This is a genomic window from Leclercia sp. UBA5958 (assembly GCF_002430365.1).
In the GTDB taxonomy this organism is placed as follows: domain Bacteria; phylum Pseudomonadota; class Gammaproteobacteria; order Enterobacterales; family Enterobacteriaceae; genus Enterobacter; species Enterobacter pneumoniae.
Genome location: NZ_DJCE01000009.1, coordinates 79277 through 95524, shown reverse-complemented (window position 1 = coordinate 95524; position 16248 = coordinate 79277). Strand labels below are relative to the sequence as shown.

At 55.1% G+C, this 16248-nt stretch carries 16 protein-coding genes; 3 read left to right on the top strand and 13 right to left on the bottom strand.

What is annotated here, in order from left to right; all coding sequences use genetic code 11:
• Nucleotides 1-171 precede the first annotated feature (171 nt).
• Genes hemG through pepQ form a run of 4 tightly spaced genes read right to left on the bottom strand, consistent with a single transcriptional unit; the run spans nucleotide 172 to nucleotide 4155 of the window.
• Nucleotides 172-705, bottom strand: a complete 534-nt coding sequence (gene hemG, locus B2Q93_RS15270) for a menaquinone-dependent protoporphyrinogen IX dehydrogenase (RefSeq protein WP_040078153.1) — start codon at nucleotides 703-705, stop codon at nucleotides 172-174.
• A gap of 12 nt (nucleotides 706-717) precedes the next feature.
• Nucleotides 718-2169, bottom strand: coding sequence for a Trk system potassium transporter TrkH (gene trkH / locus B2Q93_RS15265; protein WP_046886556.1), 1452 nt, complete (start codon nucleotides 2167-2169; stop codon nucleotides 718-720).
• 40 nt (nucleotides 2170-2209) lie between these two features.
• Nucleotides 2210-2824: an IMPACT family protein gene (locus B2Q93_RS15260; RefSeq protein WP_046886555.1), complete on the bottom strand. Its 615-nt coding sequence runs from the start codon at nucleotides 2822-2824 to the stop codon at nucleotides 2210-2212.
• Entirely contained in the window at nucleotides 2824-4155 is a 1332-nt protein-coding gene (pepQ, locus tag B2Q93_RS15255; protein WP_046886554.1) for a Xaa-Pro dipeptidase, read from the bottom strand. Before pepQ ends, B2Q93_RS15260 begins: the two co-directional genes overlap by 1 nt.
• 189 nt (nucleotides 4156-4344) lie before the next feature.
• Between pepQ and fadB the strand changes: the two genes are divergently transcribed.
• Complete coding sequence (fadB, locus tag B2Q93_RS15250) at nucleotides 4345-6534, top strand: fatty acid oxidation complex subunit alpha FadB (RefSeq protein ID WP_046886553.1); 2190 nt, start codon at nucleotides 4345-4347, stop codon at nucleotides 6532-6534.
• A 9-nt stretch (nucleotides 6535-6543) separates the two neighbouring features.
• The gene (gene fadA / locus B2Q93_RS15245; RefSeq protein WP_040078148.1) at nucleotides 6544-7707 is read left to right on the top strand and encodes an acetyl-CoA C-acyltransferase FadA; all 1164 of its coding nucleotides are present in this window, start codon (nucleotides 6544-6546) and stop codon (nucleotides 7705-7707) included.
• A gap of 182 nt (nucleotides 7708-7889) precedes the next feature.
• Here the strand turns inward: fadA and fre are convergent, their stop codons facing one another.
• On the bottom strand, nucleotides 7890-8591 hold the full coding sequence (fre, locus tag B2Q93_RS15240; protein WP_046886552.1) for an NAD(P)H-flavin reductase: 702 nt from the start codon (nucleotides 8589-8591) through the stop codon (nucleotides 7890-7892).
• 30 nt (nucleotides 8592-8621) lie between these two features.
• A complete protein-coding gene (gene ubiD, locus B2Q93_RS15235; RefSeq protein ID WP_154298922.1) occupies nucleotides 8622-10124 on the bottom strand; it encodes a 4-hydroxy-3-polyprenylbenzoate decarboxylase in 1503 nt (500 codons plus the stop codon).
• 173 nt (nucleotides 10125-10297) lie between these two features.
• Here ubiD and rfaH point away from each other — a divergent pair, with 173 nt between their 5' ends.
• Nucleotides 10298-10786 (top strand): transcription/translation regulatory transformer protein RfaH, encoded by a 489-nt coding sequence (gene rfaH, locus B2Q93_RS15230; protein ID WP_046886551.1) that lies wholly within the window; start codon nucleotides 10298-10300, stop codon nucleotides 10784-10786.
• On the opposite strand, the gene tatD is transcribed toward rfaH, so the two are convergent.
• The 7 genes from tatD to ubiE all read right to left on the bottom strand — a co-directional run bounded on the left by tatD (nucleotide 10783) and on the right by ubiE (nucleotide 16242).
• The gene (gene tatD / locus B2Q93_RS15225; RefSeq protein ID WP_286933651.1) at nucleotides 10783-11565 is read right to left on the bottom strand and encodes a 3'-5' ssDNA/RNA exonuclease TatD; all 783 of its coding nucleotides are present in this window, start codon (nucleotides 11563-11565) and stop codon (nucleotides 10783-10785) included. The genes rfaH and tatD overlap by 4 nt on opposite strands.
• A 41-nt stretch (nucleotides 11566-11606) precedes the next feature.
• A complete protein-coding gene (tatC, locus tag B2Q93_RS15220; RefSeq protein WP_046886549.1) occupies nucleotides 11607-12374 on the bottom strand; it encodes a Sec-independent protein translocase subunit TatC in 768 nt (255 codons plus the stop codon).
• A gap of 2 nt (nucleotides 12375-12376) precedes the next feature.
• Entirely contained in the window at nucleotides 12377-12907 is a 531-nt protein-coding gene (gene tatB / locus B2Q93_RS15215) for a Sec-independent protein translocase protein TatB (protein ID WP_046886548.1), read from the bottom strand.
• A gap of 3 nt (nucleotides 12908-12910) precedes the next feature.
• On the bottom strand, nucleotides 12911-13165 hold the full coding sequence (tatA, locus tag B2Q93_RS15210; RefSeq protein WP_046886547.1) for a Sec-independent protein translocase subunit TatA: 255 nt from the start codon (nucleotides 13163-13165) through the stop codon (nucleotides 12911-12913).
• 65 nt (nucleotides 13166-13230) lie between these two features.
• A complete protein-coding gene (gene ubiB, locus B2Q93_RS15205) occupies nucleotides 13231-14871 on the bottom strand; it encodes a ubiquinone biosynthesis regulatory protein kinase UbiB (RefSeq protein WP_207292589.1) in 1641 nt (546 codons plus the stop codon).
• On the bottom strand, nucleotides 14868-15473 hold the full coding sequence (ubiJ, locus tag B2Q93_RS15200) for a ubiquinone biosynthesis protein UbiJ (RefSeq protein ID WP_046886545.1): 606 nt from the start codon (nucleotides 15471-15473) through the stop codon (nucleotides 14868-14870). Before ubiJ ends, ubiB begins: the two co-directional genes overlap by 4 nt.
• Before the next feature lie 13 nt (nucleotides 15474-15486).
• A complete protein-coding gene (gene ubiE, locus B2Q93_RS15195) occupies nucleotides 15487-16242 on the bottom strand; it encodes a bifunctional demethylmenaquinone methyltransferase/2-methoxy-6-polyprenyl-1,4-benzoquinol methylase UbiE (protein WP_032615102.1) in 756 nt (251 codons plus the stop codon).
• Nucleotides 16243-16248 lie beyond the last annotated feature (6 nt).

Sequence of the window (16248 nt, the reverse complement as noted above, 5' to 3'; positions counted from 1 at the left end):
TCGCTTTTCTCTGTTGGCGTTCATCTCTGACCCCCGCTAACCCGGCGGCCTGTATGCCGTTGTTCCGTGTCAGTGGAGGCGCATTATAGGGAGTTCTTCTGCGGTGACAAGCAGAAAATACAAAAAACTTTTCGTTCGCTCACTTTTCATTCTTAACGCTTATTTTAACCACTAATTGCCGTTTAATTGGGCAATTTCGCGGGCAAAACCGGTCACTTGCTGCCAGTCGGTATACACCACCTCTTTACGCGTATCCGTTTCACCGCCGGTCATCTTCATAATAAGACGAATCATAAAACGGTCGTACCAGCGATAGCGCGGGTAACGCAAGGCCCCGGCAAAGACAGCACACAGCTGCGGCTGCCAGGGAGAGTTCAGCAGGAACTTACGTGTATAGCTATTCGTTTGTGGCGTACGCTTCTCAGGCTTGCGGGCCACAAGATTCACGGAATAGAACGCACCAGGCATACTGCTTAGAGTCGCCGCGTGCTTTTTCACAAAGCGATCGAGTGCCGGGTGGAAGTGCCCATAACGGATAGACGCTCCGATAACCACGCGGTCATATGCCTGCCAGGTAATCTCCTGGGTTCGGTTGAGATTCACCACGTCGGCATCCACGCCCTGCTCTTGTAATTCTGAAGCCAGATAATGCGCAATCTCGCGCGTCTGACCATCACGGGTAGAGAAAAGAATTAACGTTTTCAAAAAATGGCTCCCTTACTCGCGCCAGAAGGTTGGGGTAAACAGCACCAACAGCGTAAAGACTTCAAGACGACCAAACAACATGTTGGCAATCAGGATCCACTTCGCCACCGGATTCATGCTGGCAAAGTTATCTGCCACGACGCCGAGTCCTGGTCCCAGGTTGTTCAGCGTTGCCACCACGGAGGCAAACGCCGAGAAGTCATCCACGCCGGTGGCGATAATGGCCAGCATGCTGACAATAAAGACCAGCGCATAGGCAGAGAAGAAGCCCCACACCGCTTCGAGGATACGCTCTGGCAGCGCGCGGTTACCGAGCTTGATGCTGTAAACCGCGTTCGGGTGGACCAGGCGCTTCAGTTCACGGTTCCCCTGCTTGAATAGCAAAAGAATGCGGATCACTTTCAGGCCACCCCCCGTTGATCCGGCGCAGCCACCGATAAAGGCAGAACAGAGCAGCAGCACCGGCAAGAATAGCGGCCAGCGTGCAATGCTGTCGGTGGTGAACCCGGCCGTGGTCGCCATCGACACCACCTGGAAGAATGCCTGGTTAAGCGTCGTTAGCGCCGAGTTATAAACGTTGTGCAGCCACAATACCGAGGTGCAGATCGCCACCAGCGTCAGTTGCACGCCAATAAACATGCGAAATTCCGGGTCACGCCAGTAGACCTTCAGACTGCGTCCGCTCAGTAAAGAGAAGTGCAGGCCATAGTTACAGCCAGAGATCAGCAGGAAGATAGCGATAATCGTGTTGATAGTCGGGCTATCGAAATAGCCGACGCTGGCGTCATGCGTAGAGAAGCCACCAATGGCGATAGTGGCAAAGCTGTGGCCAATGGCATCAAACGCGGGCATGCCGGCAAACCACAAGGCCAGCGCGCAGGCAACAGTCAGTAAAACGTAGATAAGCCACAGGGTTTTTGCCGTTTCGGCAATACGCGGGCGCATCTTATTATCTTTCAGCGGGCCGGGCATCTCTGCCCGGTAAAGCTGCATCCCCCCCACGCCCAGGATAGGCAGTATTGCTACCGCTAACACGATGATCCCCATCCCGCCGAACCATTGCAGCATCTGGCGATAGAAGAGGATGGCATGGGGTAAAGAGTCCAGCCCTACCAGCGTGGTGGCACCGGTGGTGGTCAACCCGGAGAAAGATTCAAAGAACGCATCGGTAATGGTGAGGTTCGGCTGTTCAGAAAAGATAAAGGGCAGCGCACCTACGCTACCCAGCACGGTCCAGAACAGCACCACTATCAGGAACCCTTCACGGGATTTCAGTTCACCTTTTTCACGACGGTTCGGCCACCAGAGAACGGAGCCAATCACCAGCGCGGCAAAAAAGGTCTGGGTAAAGGCGCGGCCTGCACCATCCCGGTAGATAAGCGCCACCAGTCCGGGCAGGATCATCGTCCCGGAAAAGAGTATGACCAGCAATCCAACGATTCGGGTTATGGCGCGAAAATGCATTTCTGCCGCTTCCTTAGGTATTCAATAAGTAAGGTGGGGATTATTCTTCAATCGGCAGTAATTGCAACGAACCACGACTAAAATCAGCCAGCTTTGCTGAAAATGTCGCCAGTTCCGCCTGAGGAAGCGCTACACGCAACTGTACTGTCGCCTGGTATTCACTCTGCACTATCATGCCTTGAGAGAGCCTCAGCAGCGATTCGATGCCGGATAGCTGGGCGTAATCACACAATAAAGTATATTCGGTCAGCGGCGTTTTGCGGGTCGTTGCGAGTTGATTCAGCGCTTGCTGCACGCCACCCCCGTAGGCTTTAACCAGACCACCGGTACCTAAAAGCACGCCGCCGTAGTAACGCACCACGACGGCGGTGATTTCGCCGATGCCGCTGCCCATCAACTGCGAGAGCATCGGTTTGCCGGCTGTCCCTGCCGGTTCACCATCATCAGAGAACCCCAACTGCTGCGAGTCGTCTGGCGGCCCCGCAACCCATGCAACACAGTGGTGACGCGCGTCGGGATGCTCAGCTCTGACCGACTCAACAAAGGCTTTTGCCGCCTCTACGCCATTGGTATGGGCCAACAGCGTAATGAAACGGCTTTTTTTGATCTCTTCTACGAAGGTGACCGGCGACGCCGGTATCAGCCAGCTCTCCATCACGCCAGCTTCAGATCTCGCGTCATGTTTTCGGTACCGTTTTCGTGGATCACCACGTTATCTTCGATACGAATACCGCCAAACGGCTTCAGCGCTTCGATTTTCTGCCAGTTGAAATGCTTGCTGAACTGCCCTTCACGCCATGGCGCCAGCAGCGAATCAATAAAGTAGATACCCGGCTCGATGGTTAGCACCATGCGCGGCTGCATAATTCGGGTGCAGCGCAGGTAAGGATATTTCGATGGCGCAGCCAGATGGGTACCGGTGTCATCCTGCATAAAGCCAGCAACATCATGGACCTGCAGACCCAGCGGGTGGCCGATGCCGTGCGGCATAAATGGCCCGGTGAGGTCGTTTTCAACCATCGCCTCTTCGCTGATGTCATTCACAATCTGATGTTTACGCAGCAACTTCGCAATGCGTTGATGGAACTGGATGTGAATGTCCACGTAATTAACGCCCGCTTTCATCGTGCCGATCAGCGCCAGTTGCTCATCGTTAACGTCTTTAATCAGCTGCGCAAAGTCGGTATCACCGTTCGCGGCCCACGTACGGGTGAGGTCTGCGGCGTAACCGTTATATTCTGCTCCGGCATCCAGCAGGAAGCTGCGGATTTCAGACGGCGCGCGGTGATCCAGTTTGGTGTAGTGCAACACAGAGGCATGTTCGTTAAGCGCCACGATGTTGCTGTAAGGCACATCGATATCACGGTGGCCAGTAGCCGTAAGGTAAGCCAGGTTGATATCAAACTCGCTCATACCGGAAAGGAAGGCTTCGTGCGCCGCGCGATGGCCATTAACCGCTGTTTTCTGCGCTTCACGCATGCAGGCCAGCTCATAGTCAGTTTTATATGAGCGGTAATAATGCAGGTAATCCAGCACCCCTTTCGGGTTGATCTTGTCTGCTGCGATATCCAGTCCCAGCGCGCGTTCAGCCACCGGGCCGATATAAGCAATATTGCCACGTCCTGCAGGTAACTGGCTGCCAATGCCGTCCGCTTTTGGCAGCGCGATCACCTCGACCTCTTCAGTCCAGAAGGAGGTGGGCAGCGGCTCTACGTTGTGCCAGTAATCAACCGGCAGGTAGAACCACAGTTTTGGTTTGTTGACGCCATCAACCAGTAGCCAGCAATTTGGAACCTGAGTTACCGGCACCCAGGCTTTAAACTGCGGGTTAACCTTGAACGGGTAAGCGTGGTCGTCGAGAAAGACATTGATCAGCTCGCCAGAGTGGATGAGCAGTGCATCCAGCTTAAAACGAGCCAGTACGTCGCGGGTACGTTCCTGTAGGGTTTCGATATGATTTTTATACAGCGTGGCCAGTGAATCCATCATTCATCCTTTCGTTTTTTTGACCCATGTTCTCGCATCTTAGCACACCTCTGGATGGCGGGGTGATCTCCGCTGAGCGTGATCGAACCTACAATTATTTAATGACTAATTTGCATTTTATTAACACAAATCCCACACTCCGCTTCATCTGGTATGACCAGATCCCCTTGGTGGATTCAGGAGACCGACATGCTCTACAAAGGCGATACCCTGTACGTAGACTGGCTGGATGATGGCATTGCCGAACTGGTGTTCGACGCCCCCGGCTCAGTGAATAAGCTCGATACCGCAACGGTAGCCAGTCTGGGCCGCGCGCTGGACGTGCTGGAAAAACAAACCGATTTAAAAGGTCTGCTGCTGCGTTCTGAAAAGGCCGCGTTTATTGTCGGCGCAGATATCACCGAATTTCTCTCCCTGTTTCAGGTGCCGCAAGAGCAGCTGAGTCAGTGGCTGCATTTTGCCAACAGCGTCTTTAACCGTCTGGAAGATCTGCCTGTCCCCACGATTTCGGCCATCAATGGCTATGCGCTGGGCGGCGGCTGCGAATGCGTGCTGGCAACCGATTATCGCCTGGCGACACCCGACCTGCGCATTGGCCTGCCGGAAACCAAGCTGGGGATCATGCCGGGCTTTGGCGGTTCGGTACGTTTACCGCGTCTGCTGGGTGCCGATAGCGCCCTGGAAATTATCGCCGCCGGTAAAGACGTCAGTGCCGATCAGGCGCAGAAAATTGGCCTGGTTGACGGCGTGGTAAAACCCGAAAAACTGCGCGAGGGGGCGATTAGCATCCTGCGTCAGGCCATCAAGGGCGACCTTGACTGGCGAGCCAAACGCCAGCCGAAACTGGAGCCGTTAAAACTCAGCAAAATCGAAGCCACCATGAGCTTCACTATCGCCAAAGGGATGGTGATGCAGACGGCGGGCAAGCACTATCCGGCGCCCATTACCGCCGTGAAAACCATCGAGTCCGCTGCACGCCTGGGCCGTGAAGAGGCCCTGAAGCTGGAAAACCAGAGCTTTGTGCCGCTGGCGCATACCCATGAAGCCCGTGCGCTGGTCGGGATTTTCCTCAACGATCAGTTCGTTAAAGGCAAGGCTAAACAGCTGACCAAACACGTTGAGACGCCAAAACAGGCGGCGGTACTCGGCGCAGGCATTATGGGCGGTGGCATCGCTTATCAGTCCGCCTGGAAAGGCGTGCCAGTAGTGATGAAAGACATTAATGATAAATCCCTGACGCTGGGGATGACCGAAGCCGCCAAGTTGCTGAATAAACAGCTCGAGCGCGGCAAAATCGACGGGCTAAAACTCTCCGGCGTAATTTCAACCATCCATCCCACGCTGGAATATAGCGGCTTCGACCGCGTAGACGTGGTCGTTGAAGCGGTCGTCGAAAACCCGAAAGTCAAAAAAGCGGTGCTGGCCGAAACCGAAGAGAAAGTTCGCCCGGATACCGTGCTGGCCTCCAATACCTCGACGATCCCCATTAGTGAACTGGCCAGCGTGCTGAAGCGCCCGGAGAATTTCTGTGGGATGCACTTCTTTAACCCAGTGCACCGTATGCCGCTGGTCGAAGTGATTCGCGGGGAGAAGACCTCTGACGAGACCATCGCCAAAGTGGTGGCCTGGGCCAGCAAAATGGGCAAAACCCCGATCGTAGTGAATGACTGCCCTGGCTTCTTTGTTAACCGCGTTCTGTTCCCTTACTTTGCCGGTTTTAGTCAGCTGCTGCGCGACGGTGCGGATTTCCGCAAGGTCGATAAAGTGATGGAAAAACAGTTTGGCTGGCCTATGGGCCCGGCTTACCTGCTAGACGTGGTGGGCATCGATACCGCGCATCATGCGCAGGCCGTGATGGCAGCGGGCTTCCCGCAACGTATGCAGAAAGATTATCGCGACGCGATTGACGCGCTGTTTGATGCCAATCGCTTTGGTCAGAAAAACGGTCTGGGCTTCTGGCGCTATAAAGAAGACAGCAAGGGCAAACCGAAGAAAGAAGAAGATGCCGCTGTAGATAGCCTGCTGGCTGATGTTAGCCAGCCGAAGCGTGATTTTAGCGACGAAGAGATTATCGCGCGAATGATGATCCCGATGGTCAACGAAGTGGTGCGCTGCCTCGAAGAGGGCATCATCGCCAGCCCGGCAGAGGCAGATATGGCGCTGGTCTATGGCCTGGGCTTCCCTCCCTTCCACGGCGGGGCATTCCGCTGGCTGGATACCATTGGTAGCGCGAAATATCTCGATATGGCGCAGCAGTATCAGCACCTCGGTGCGCTGTATGAGGTGCCGGAAGGTCTACGCACCAAAGCACGCCATAACGAACCCTACTATCCCCCGGTTGAGCCTGCCCGTCCGGTTGGCGAACTGAAAACGGCTTAAGGAGTCACAATGGAACAGGTTGTCATTGTCGATGCAGTCCGTACCCCGATGGGCCGTTCGAAAGGCGGTGCATTTCGTAACGTGCGCGCGGAAGATCTCTCCGCGCATCTGATGCGTAGCCTGCTGGCACGCAACCCGGCGCTGGAAGCCGCCTCCCTCGACGATATTTACTGGGGCTGTGTGCAGCAGACGCTGGAGCAGGGTTTTAATATTGCGCGTAACGCCGCCCTGCTGGCCGAAATTCCCCACTCCGTACCGGCGGTAACCGTAAACCGCCTGTGTGGCTCGTCAATGCAGGCCCTGCATGACGCGGCACGCATGATTATGACCGGCGATGCCCAGGCGTGCATGATTGGCGGCGTAGAACACATGGGCCACGTGCCGATGAGCCACGGCGTTGATTTCCACCCCGGCATGAGTCGTAACGTGGCAAAAGCGGCGGGCATGATGGGCCTAACGGCCGAAATGCTGGCGCGCCTTCATGGCATTAGTCGGGAAATGCAGGATACCTTCGCCGCACGCTCCCACGCCCGCGCCTGGGCTGCGACGCAATCCGGCGCATTCAAGAACGAGATTGTGCCGACAGGCGGTCACGATGCCGACGGCGTGCTGAAACAGTTTTTCCACGATGAAGTGATCCGCCCCGAAACCACCGTTGAGGCACTCTCCACGCTGCGTCCGGCGTTTGACCCGGTGACTGGTACCGTGACGGCTGGCACCTCCTCTGCCCTCTCTGACGGCGCCGCCGCCATGCTGGTGATGAGCGAAAGCCGCGCCCGCGAACTGGGCCTGAAACCCCGCGCGCGTATCCGCTCAATGGCGGTGGTAGGTTGCGACCCGTCAATTATGGGTTACGGCCCGGTACCGGCCTCAAAACTGGCGTTGAAAAAAGCCGGGTTGTCGGCCAGCGATATTGACCTGTTTGAGATGAACGAAGCCTTCGCCGCCCAGATCCTGCCGTGCATTAAAGATCTGGGGCTGATGGAGCAGATTGACGAGAAGATCAACCTCAATGGTGGCGCGATCGCGCTCGGTCACCCGCTGGGTTGTTCCGGCGCCCGTATCAGCACCACGCTGTTGAACCTGATGGAACGCAAAGATGCACAGTTTGGTCTGGCTACCATGTGTATCGGCTTAGGTCAGGGGATCGCAACGGTGTTTGAGAGGGTGTAAACAGAAGATAACTCCCCTGGTTCATTCGCGCTGCATCACGGCGGCAACGGAGCGAATCCCCGGTCATCTCGTTAACGCTATGACCGGGGTAAGCGAAGATAGCCAACAAAAAGGCAGCGTGAATGATGAGGGGGCAAGGTTTAGTTGCCGTTTTCCCGCCTGTCAGGGGCGGGTTTTTTTATTTAGATAAACGCAAAGGCATCGCCGAACAGGCGATCTTCACGCGCACCGCGCTCATTACAGAACAGGTCACGGGCAATCTTCGCCATCTCGAAACGGCCAGCAATATAGATATCATGCTCCGCAAGCGTGGTGTAATCCTGCAGCACGGCGGTCAGTACGGTGCCGTTACGACCCCGCCAGCCCTCTTCCGGCTGCTCGACCACGGGCTCAACGCGAAGGCCTGGGTGATTAACGCTTAACGCTTCCAGTTCGGAGAGATCGTACAGATGTTTTTCTTCGCGGCCACCCCAGTAGATGGTGATGTCGCGGTCAGGGTTACGCGCTAACGCCGTCAGCAGAATAGAGCGCACGTAAGAGAAACCAGTGCCGCCGGCAATCAGAATCAGCGGACGCTCTTCGTCATCACGCAGCCAGGCTTCACCGTGAGGAATATCAATCTCAATCTCGCTCTCTTTCAGAATGCGATCCATGACGGCCATCGCATACAGATTGAGCTCAGACGCGCCGATGTGCAGCTCGATAAACTCCTGCTCAGCTGGCGTCGAGGCCATTGAGAAGGGGCGCTTATCCCGCTCATCCATCACGACCATCAAATACTGGCCAGCGCGGAACGAGAAAGGCGCTTCTGGTACTAAACGGACGCGATATACAGTGTCGGTTATCGCGTCTACCGAGTTCACTTTACAGCTTAAGATTGTCATTCGCTCTCTCTGTCGGGAAGTCTATAGGGCTTAACGGTCGGATTCGTGGGAACCGTTATTCATTATGGCCAGTTCATCCCAGATCGCGTCGATTCGCGCAGTCACCTCAGGATCCTTTTTAATCGGTCGACCCCATTCACGCTGGGTTTCGCCGGGCCATTTATTTGTGGCATCCAGTCCCATTTTTGAGCCAAGGCCGGAAACCGGCGAGGCAAAGTCCAGGTAATCAATTGGCGTGTTTTCCACTAACACGGTATCGCGCGCCGGATCCATACGGGTCGTAATGGCCCAGATCACGTCATTCCAGTCGCGGGCGTTGACGTCATCATCGCAGACGATCACAAACTTGGTGTACATAAACTGGCGCAGGAAAGACCATACGCCCATCATCACCCGTTTAGCGTGACCCGCATACTGCTTCTTAATGGTTACTACGGCCAGGCGATACGAGCAGCCTTCAGGCGGTAGATAAAAATCGACAATTTCCGGGAACTGCTTTTGCAGGATCGGCACAAAGACTTCGTTTAATGCCACTCCCAGTACCGCCGGTTCATCCGGTGGGCGGCCGGTATAGGTCGAGTGATAAATCGCATCTTCACGCTGGGTAATGTGCGTAACGGTAAATACCGGGAAATGATCGATTTCGTTGTAATAACCCGTATGGTCGCCGTAGGGCCCTTCCGGGGCCATCTCCCCCGGCTCGATGTAACCTTCCAGCACAATTTCAGCGCTGGCGGGGACTTCGAGATCGTTGGAAATACACTTTACCACTTCGGTTTTGGTGCCGCGCAACAGGCCCGCAAACGCATATTCAGATAACGTATCAGGAACCGGCGTCACCGCACCGAGAATGGTAGCTGGATCTGCACCCAGCGCCACCGAGACCGGGAATCGTTCACCCGGATGGGCCTCGCACCACTCCTGGAAATCCAGCGCGCCGCCGCGATGCGACAGCCAGCGCATAATGAGTTTATTTTTACCGATTAACTGCTGGCGATAAATCCCCAGATTCTGGCGTTCTTTATGCGGGCCGCGAGAAACCGTCAGACCCCAGGTGATCAGCGGAGCGGCATCTTCTGGCCAGCACTGCATGATAGGAATACGCGTCAGGTCAACCGCATCGCCTTCGAGGACTTTCTGCTGGCAGGGGGCGCCACGCAGCCGTTTGGTTGGCATGTTTAATACTTGCTTAAACTGCGGCAGCTTGTCGAAAAGGTCGCGAAAACCTTTCGGCGGCTCTGGCTCTTTTAAGAAGGCCAGCAATTTACCCACTTCACGCAACGCGCTGACATCCTCTTGCCCCATGCCCATTGCCACGCGCTTTGGCGTCCCAAAAAGGTTACACAGCACAGGCATGTCATAGCCTTTCGGGTTTTCGAACAATAGCGCCGGGCCACCAGCACGCAGGGTGCGGTCGGCAATTTCTGTCATTTCCAGATACGGATCAACAGGAAGCGTAATACGTTTGAGTTCGCCCTGCTTTTCCAGCAGCGCCAGGAAGTCGCGTAGATCGTTGTATTTCATGCAGTTAATCTTGGCCTCTCGGTAAGCGCTTCATTATACGGCGTAAGACCGCGTGATGCTGTATTTTTGTTAAATTAGCGTGAAGTTTCACCTTCAGCAGCCAACCCGACCATTATAATCAACTTAGCGATCCCGCCAGGGTTTTGATATGCTTGCGCCCGGAATTAAGGGAAAGAGTGATTATGCAGGCCTGGTATTTACTGTATTGCAAGCGCGGCCAGCTTCAGCGCGCGCAGGAACATCTTGAACGTCAGTCAGTCAACTGCCTGACGCCTGTGATCACGCTTGAAAAGATGCAGCGCGGCAAACGCACAATGGTGAGCGAACCGCTGTTTCCTAACTATCTGTTTGTTGAGTTTGATCCGGAAGTGATTCACACCACCACCATTAACGCCACGCGTGGCGTGAGCCACTTTGTGCGTTTTGGTGCGCGCCCCGCGGTGGTCCCCGCTTCCGTGATTCATCAGCTCTCGGTGTATAAGCCAGAAGGCATCACTGACCCTGAGACCCCTTATTCGGGCGATAGCGTGGTGATCACCGAAGGTGCCTTCGAAGGGCTGGTTGCCATCTTCTCAGAGCCTGACGGCGAAGCGCGTTCGATGTTGCTGCTCAACTTGCTGAATAAACAAGTATTGCAGAGCGTGAAAAACACCGCATTCCGTAAAGTTTAAAACCGCAGGTTAAACAGACGGCGAACGTTTTCATCCGTTTGCGCCGCCAGCCAGGCGGCATCCTCGCCTCGCCAGTGCGCGATCCGCTCAACAATATGCCCCAGCCAGGCCGGTTCATTACGCCGTGAGGCCGGCTTAGGCGTCATGTCGCGCGGCAGCAGGTACGGGGCATCTGTTTCGACCAGCAAACGCTCCGCCGGGATCATCGGCAATAACTCCCGTAGCGCAAGACCACGCCGCTCATCGCACACCCAGCCCGTAATACCCAGGTAGAGCCCTCTGTCCAGACACTCAGCGGCTTCCTGACGCGACCCGGTAAAACAGTGCAGCACCGCACCCGGGAGTTTATCCAGCCAGGGGGTCAGCAATTCGAGGAAACGCGCATGCGCATCACGGCAGTGCATAAAGACCGGCATGCCCAGCTCAGCCGCCAGCGCCAGCTGTGCCGTAAACGCATGCTCTTGTTCGGCAGGGGTAGAGAAATTACGGTTAAAATCGAGACCACATTCGCCGATCGCGACTACCTGCTCCGTACGCGCCAGGGTACGCAGAGTTTCAACGCTCTGCGGCGTCCAGCTGCTGCTGTCGTGCGGATGCACACCAGCGGTTGACCAGCAGTGCGGGTAGCGGGTCGCCAGCTGTTGTGCCTGCTCACTTTCGTGCAGATTAGTGCCCGTCAGAAGTAGGCCACTTACCCCGGCGGAAAAGGCGCGCGCCACCACCTCGTCGCGATCTTTCGCAAATTGTGAACTGGTCAGATTCAGACCGATATCGAACATACTCGCTCCCATATGACAACCGCCCTGGCGGGCGGTTGGTTTTACTCTTCGGTGGTTTTTGCGTTTTCCTCGTCTTCCATTCGCTGTCGGCCTTTGCCAACGTAGAAGCGAGAGAAGAAGACGCCGACCTCAAACAGGCAATACATCGGTATCGCCAGCAGCGTCTGCGAGAACACGTCCGGCGGGGTCAGCAGCATGCCCACCACAAATGCGCCTACCAGAATGTACGGGCGCTTCTTACGCAAGTCGTCCGGCGTTGTGACTCCCATCCAGCAAAGCAGCACGATAGCCACCGGCACCTCAAAGGCCACGCCGAACGCCATAAAGAGCGCCATCACAAAACTGAGATAGCTGGCGATGTCGGTCGAGACCTGAACCCCTTCCGGCGCGGTATGCGTTAAGAACCCAAACGCCAGCGGGAAGACCACAAAGTACGCGAAGGCCATGCCGATATAAAACAGCAGCGAGCTGGAGACCAGCAGCGGGATCACCAGGCGGCGTTCGTGCTTATAAAGCGCGGGCGCCACGAAGGCCCAGACCTGGTACAAAATCACTGGCGCCGAGGCAATCAGCGACACCCAGAAAGTGAGTTTAATCGGCGTAAAGAAAGGCGAGGCCACGTCGGTGGCAATCATCGTCGCCCCCAGCGGCATCTGCTTAATCAGCGGCGAGGAGACCACCTGATAGATGTCGTTGGCGAAATAGACCAGTCCTAAGAAAATAAGGCAAACCGCGATGATGCAGTTCAGCAGGCGTTTACGCAGTTCGATCAGGTGCGTAATCAGCGGTTGAGTTTCATCTACGGCCATGTTTAAGGTTTATCACTCGACGAGGGGGTGGAGGGTTCAGCGACGACATCTGCAGCCCGGGAGGTAGAAGCCGCCGTCTGCTCAGCTTTTTTGCTGGCCGGCTCAACCGGCGTCTGCACGGGCGCGCTGGCCTGATGCTCCGCGCTGGCAGGCGTAACGCCTTCATGCTGCGCTTCGTTATCTTTCACCACCGGGTTATGAATGGTGTTGGCTTCGTCGCTCGCTTTTTCCGGATCGTTGACGCTATAAGAGCGTTTCATGGACTCTGCCGCTTCACGCAGTTCATCCATTGAGGCTTTCAGTTCCGGCGTCAGGTTCTGCATGCTCGCCTTCTCAACCTTTTTCAGGCTGTCCTGAAACTCCTGCAGCTTTAGCTCTTGCGCCAGTTCGTTCTGTACCGTGGTTGCCAGCGAGCGCAGGGCGCGCACCCAGCCAGCCACAGTTTTCACTGCCACCGGTAAACGCTGTGGCCCCAGCACAATGAGGCCAATCACGAAGACCAGTATCAGTTCACCAAAACCAATATCGAACACGAATTACACCTGCTCATTATCGTGGCGTTTAATCTCTTCCTTTTTAGCATCGGCCTGCTTTTCAGCGAGGGTTTTAGCAGGGAATTCAGCGTCCTGGCTGTTTTTATCCTGCTTGTCTTCGTCATCACTGATGGCTTTTTTAAAGCCTTTAATCGATGCACCCAGATCGGAACCGATAGAACCGAGTTTTTTCGTACCAAACAGCAGCACAACGATGACGGCAATAATCAACAATTGCCAGATACTGATACCACCCATACATCTTCCTCAGTTGAAATTCATTAACGATTACTCGCGCAGTATACGTGATGCCGCTCAGCAAATCAGCGGGTTTTGCGCCAACCTACCAGCCAGACCACCAGTCCTGCGGCCATCAGCCAGGCGGGTGCCATCTCCCAGTCAGGGCGATTGATCAGCAGTAGCGTGCCGCTTAAAAGCAGCGTTGCACCGATACCGAACAGATAGCGCGACTGGCCCTGGCGAACGTGATTTGTTTGAAGCTCGCGGGCGATTTTATCCACGCTGTGTTGCAAGTTCTTGCTCTGACGCAAAGTGTCGTACACCAGTTCCGGAATTTCGGGCATTTTTTCGATCCAGAACGGGGCTTTCTCTTTTAACGACCGCGTCAGCGCAGGCAAACCAACCTGATCTTTAATCCAGGATTCAAGGAACGGTTTTGCCGTCTTCCACAAGTCTAACTGAGGATAGAGCTGGCGACCTACGCCCTCAACGTAAAGTAATGTTTTTTGCAGTAAAACTAACTGCGGCTGCACTTCCATGTTGAAGCGTCGAGCGGTGTTAAACAGATTCAGTAAGACATGCCCGAACGAAATATCTGCTAGCGGCTTCTCGAAGATAGGCTCGCAGACGGTTCGGATAGCGAATTCAAACTCTTCAACGTTGGTATCCGGCGGAACCCAGCCGGAATCGACGTGCAGTTCGGCCACTTTGCGATAATCGCGATTGAAGAAGGCGATAAAGTTCTCTGCCAGGTATCGTTTGTCTTCTTTGTTCAGTGAGCCGACGATGCCGCAGTCGATACCGATGTATTGAGGATCTTCCGGGTGTTCGTAGCTGACGAAAATATTGCCCGGGTGCATATCGGCGTGGAAGAAGCTGTCGCGGAACACCTGGGTAAAGAAGACCTGCACGCCACGTTCAGCCAGCAGTTTCATATTGGTGCCCTGCGCTTCCAGGGTAGCAACATCCGATACCGGAATACCGTAGATACGCTCCATCACCATCATGTTCTGGCTGCAATAGTCTGAATAGACTTCCGGCACGTATAGCATCGGGCTATTTTCAAAATTGCGGCGCAGCTGAATGGCGTTCGCAGACTCGCGCAGCAGATTCAGTTCATCAATCAGCGTTTTTTCATACTCGCGTACCACTTCCAGCGGTCGCAAACGGCGGCCATCGGGCAGCAGTCGCGGCACCCAGCGGGCCAGGCGGTAAATCAGTTTCATGTCCGCTTTGATCACCGGCAGGATATCCGGGCGGATAACCTTAATGACCACTTCTTTGCCGTTCGACTTGAGACGCGCAGTATGAACCTGGGCAATGGAAGCCGAGGCCAGCGGCTGGATATCGAAGTCGTCGAACCAGCTTTCAACCGGCATGTCGCCCATCGCTTTTTCAATCTGCTGCTTTGCCAGCTTGCCGTCAAAGGGCGCTACTTTGTCCTGCAGCAACGCTAACTGATCGGCAATCTGCGGCGGGAAAAGGTCGCGGCGGGTTGACAGCATCTGACCGAACTTGATCCACACCGGGCCAAGCTCCTGTAATGCCAGGCGCAGACGTTCGCCAAGCTGGCGATCTTTATGCCGATTTGGCATCCAGAAGAGGAAACGACGTCCAAAGCGCAGCGGCAGTGTAAGTCGGATACGAGGGATTAACTCATCCAGCCCATAACTCAAAAAGGTGCGGATGATAAAGTAGAGGCGCCGCATTTCACCAGGCGTCATTTGCCCTCCAGTTTTTCAATCCGTTTAGCCAGTGCATCTATCGTGCGATCCACCGCAGCCGTCTCTTCAGCGAACCACGCCATTTCAAGCGGGCCAGGGGCCATACGCCACTCTTCGGTGAGAACGTCGGCAACATAACGCTGCTGGCGTTTTACACCTTTGCTCAGAAAAGAGAGTCCGCCGCGCAAAACGTTGCTGATCCCCTCTGCGGCGATATCGCCGGTATAAGGTGCCAGCAACTCTGCCGGATCGAACTCAGCCAGATCGGCTAAAGAGACAAAGTTTTGTACTACCTGGAGATCGCCTTCAACTTCCAGCTCACCGCTACGGATGAGTGCCGTAAGCTGTTGACGATCGCGCAATTTAGGCAGTACGCGCATATGGGTAATGACAGAGCAGTCGGCCTCGCCTTCCCATTCCCCCAGCACATCAAGCTGACGTTCGCTGAAGACCAGTACCAACGGCGTTGAGAACTCTTTTACGACTACGCGCAACACTTTACCGTTCAGGCGCTGACGCGCCGTCTTCAGCGCAGGTGAGCGATAGAGAAACGTATTAAGCACATTTTCAACGCCAGCGGAGATCAAGGGTTTAAAAGGCATAGGCCACCTCCACTCAGAACTTATAGCCGCGGTGCAGAGCAACCACGCCCGCCGTCATGTTGAAGTAATCAACATTGTCAAAACCTGCGTCCTGCATCATCGCCTTCAGGGTATCCTGATTAGGGTGCATACGAATGGACTCTGCCAGGTAGCGATAGCTGTCGGCATCGTTCGCCACCATCTCGCCAATGCGCGGCAGGATGTGGAAGGAGTAGGCGTCGTACGCTTTACTCAGAGGTTCGATAATAGGTTTAGAGAACTCAAGCACCAACAGACGGCCGCCCGGCTTCAGCACCCGATACATTGAGCGCAGCGCTTTCTCTTTGTCGGTCACGTTACGCAGACCAAACGAGATGGTAATACAGTCAAAGGTATTGTCAGGGAACGGGAGTGCTTCGGCGTTGGCCTGAACATATTCAACGTTGCCCACCACGCCGATGTTGCGCAGCTTTTCGCGGCCCATTTTCAACATCGAGTCGTTGATATCTGCCAGCACCACGCGGCCTGTTTCGCCTACAAGACGCGAGAACTTTGCCGTCAGATCGCCAGTGCCCCCAGCCAAATCCAGCACGGTCTGACCGCGACGCACACCGCTACAATCAATAGTGAAGCGCTTCCACAGACGATGAATACCAAATGACATCAGGTCATTCATCACATCGTACTTTGCCGCTACGGAATGAAATACATGGGCTACCATGTCAGCTTTTTGCGCTTTGGCTACAGTCTGAAAGCCAAAGTGCGTCGTATCTTGTGAATCTTCAACCATCTCAGG

Coding starts and splice junctions, on each gene's coding strand:
- trkH (WP_046886556.1), bottom strand. CDS start 2,169: ATGCATTTTCGCGCCATAACCCGAATCGTTGGATTGCTGGTCATACTC.
- B2Q93_RS15260 (WP_046886555.1), bottom strand. CDS start 2,824: ATGGAGAGCTGGCTGATACCGGCGTCGCCGGTCACCTTCGTAGAAGAG.
- pepQ (WP_046886554.1), bottom strand. CDS start 4,155: ATGGATTCACTGGCCACGCTGTATAAAAATCATATCGAAACCCTACAG.
- fadB (WP_046886553.1), top strand. CDS start 4,345: ATGCTCTACAAAGGCGATACCCTGTACGTAGACTGGCTGGATGATGGC.
- fadA (WP_040078148.1), top strand. CDS start 6,544: ATGGAACAGGTTGTCATTGTCGATGCAGTCCGTACCCCGATGGGCCGT.
- fre (WP_046886552.1), bottom strand. CDS start 8,591: ATGACAATCTTAAGCTGTAAAGTGAACTCGGTAGACGCGATAACCGAC.
- rfaH (WP_046886551.1), top strand. CDS start 10,298: ATGCAGGCCTGGTATTTACTGTATTGCAAGCGCGGCCAGCTTCAGCGC.
- tatD (WP_286933651.1), bottom strand. CDS start 11,565: ATGTTCGATATCGGTCTGAATCTGACCAGTTCACAATTTGCGAAAGAT.
- tatC (WP_046886549.1), bottom strand. CDS start 12,374: ATGGCCGTAGATGAAACTCAACCGCTGATTACGCACCTGATCGAACTG.
- tatA (WP_046886547.1), bottom strand. CDS start 13,165: ATGGGTGGTATCAGTATCTGGCAATTGTTGATTATTGCCGTCATCGTT.
- ubiB (WP_207292589.1), bottom strand. CDS start 14,871: ATGACGCCTGGTGAAATGCGGCGCCTCTACTTTATCATCCGCACCTTT.
- ubiJ (WP_046886545.1), bottom strand. CDS start 15,473: ATGCCTTTTAAACCCTTGATCTCCGCTGGCGTTGAAAATGTGCTTAAT.
- ubiE (WP_032615102.1), bottom strand. CDS start 16,242: ATGGTTGAAGATTCACAAGATACGACGCACTTTGGCTTTCAGACTGTA.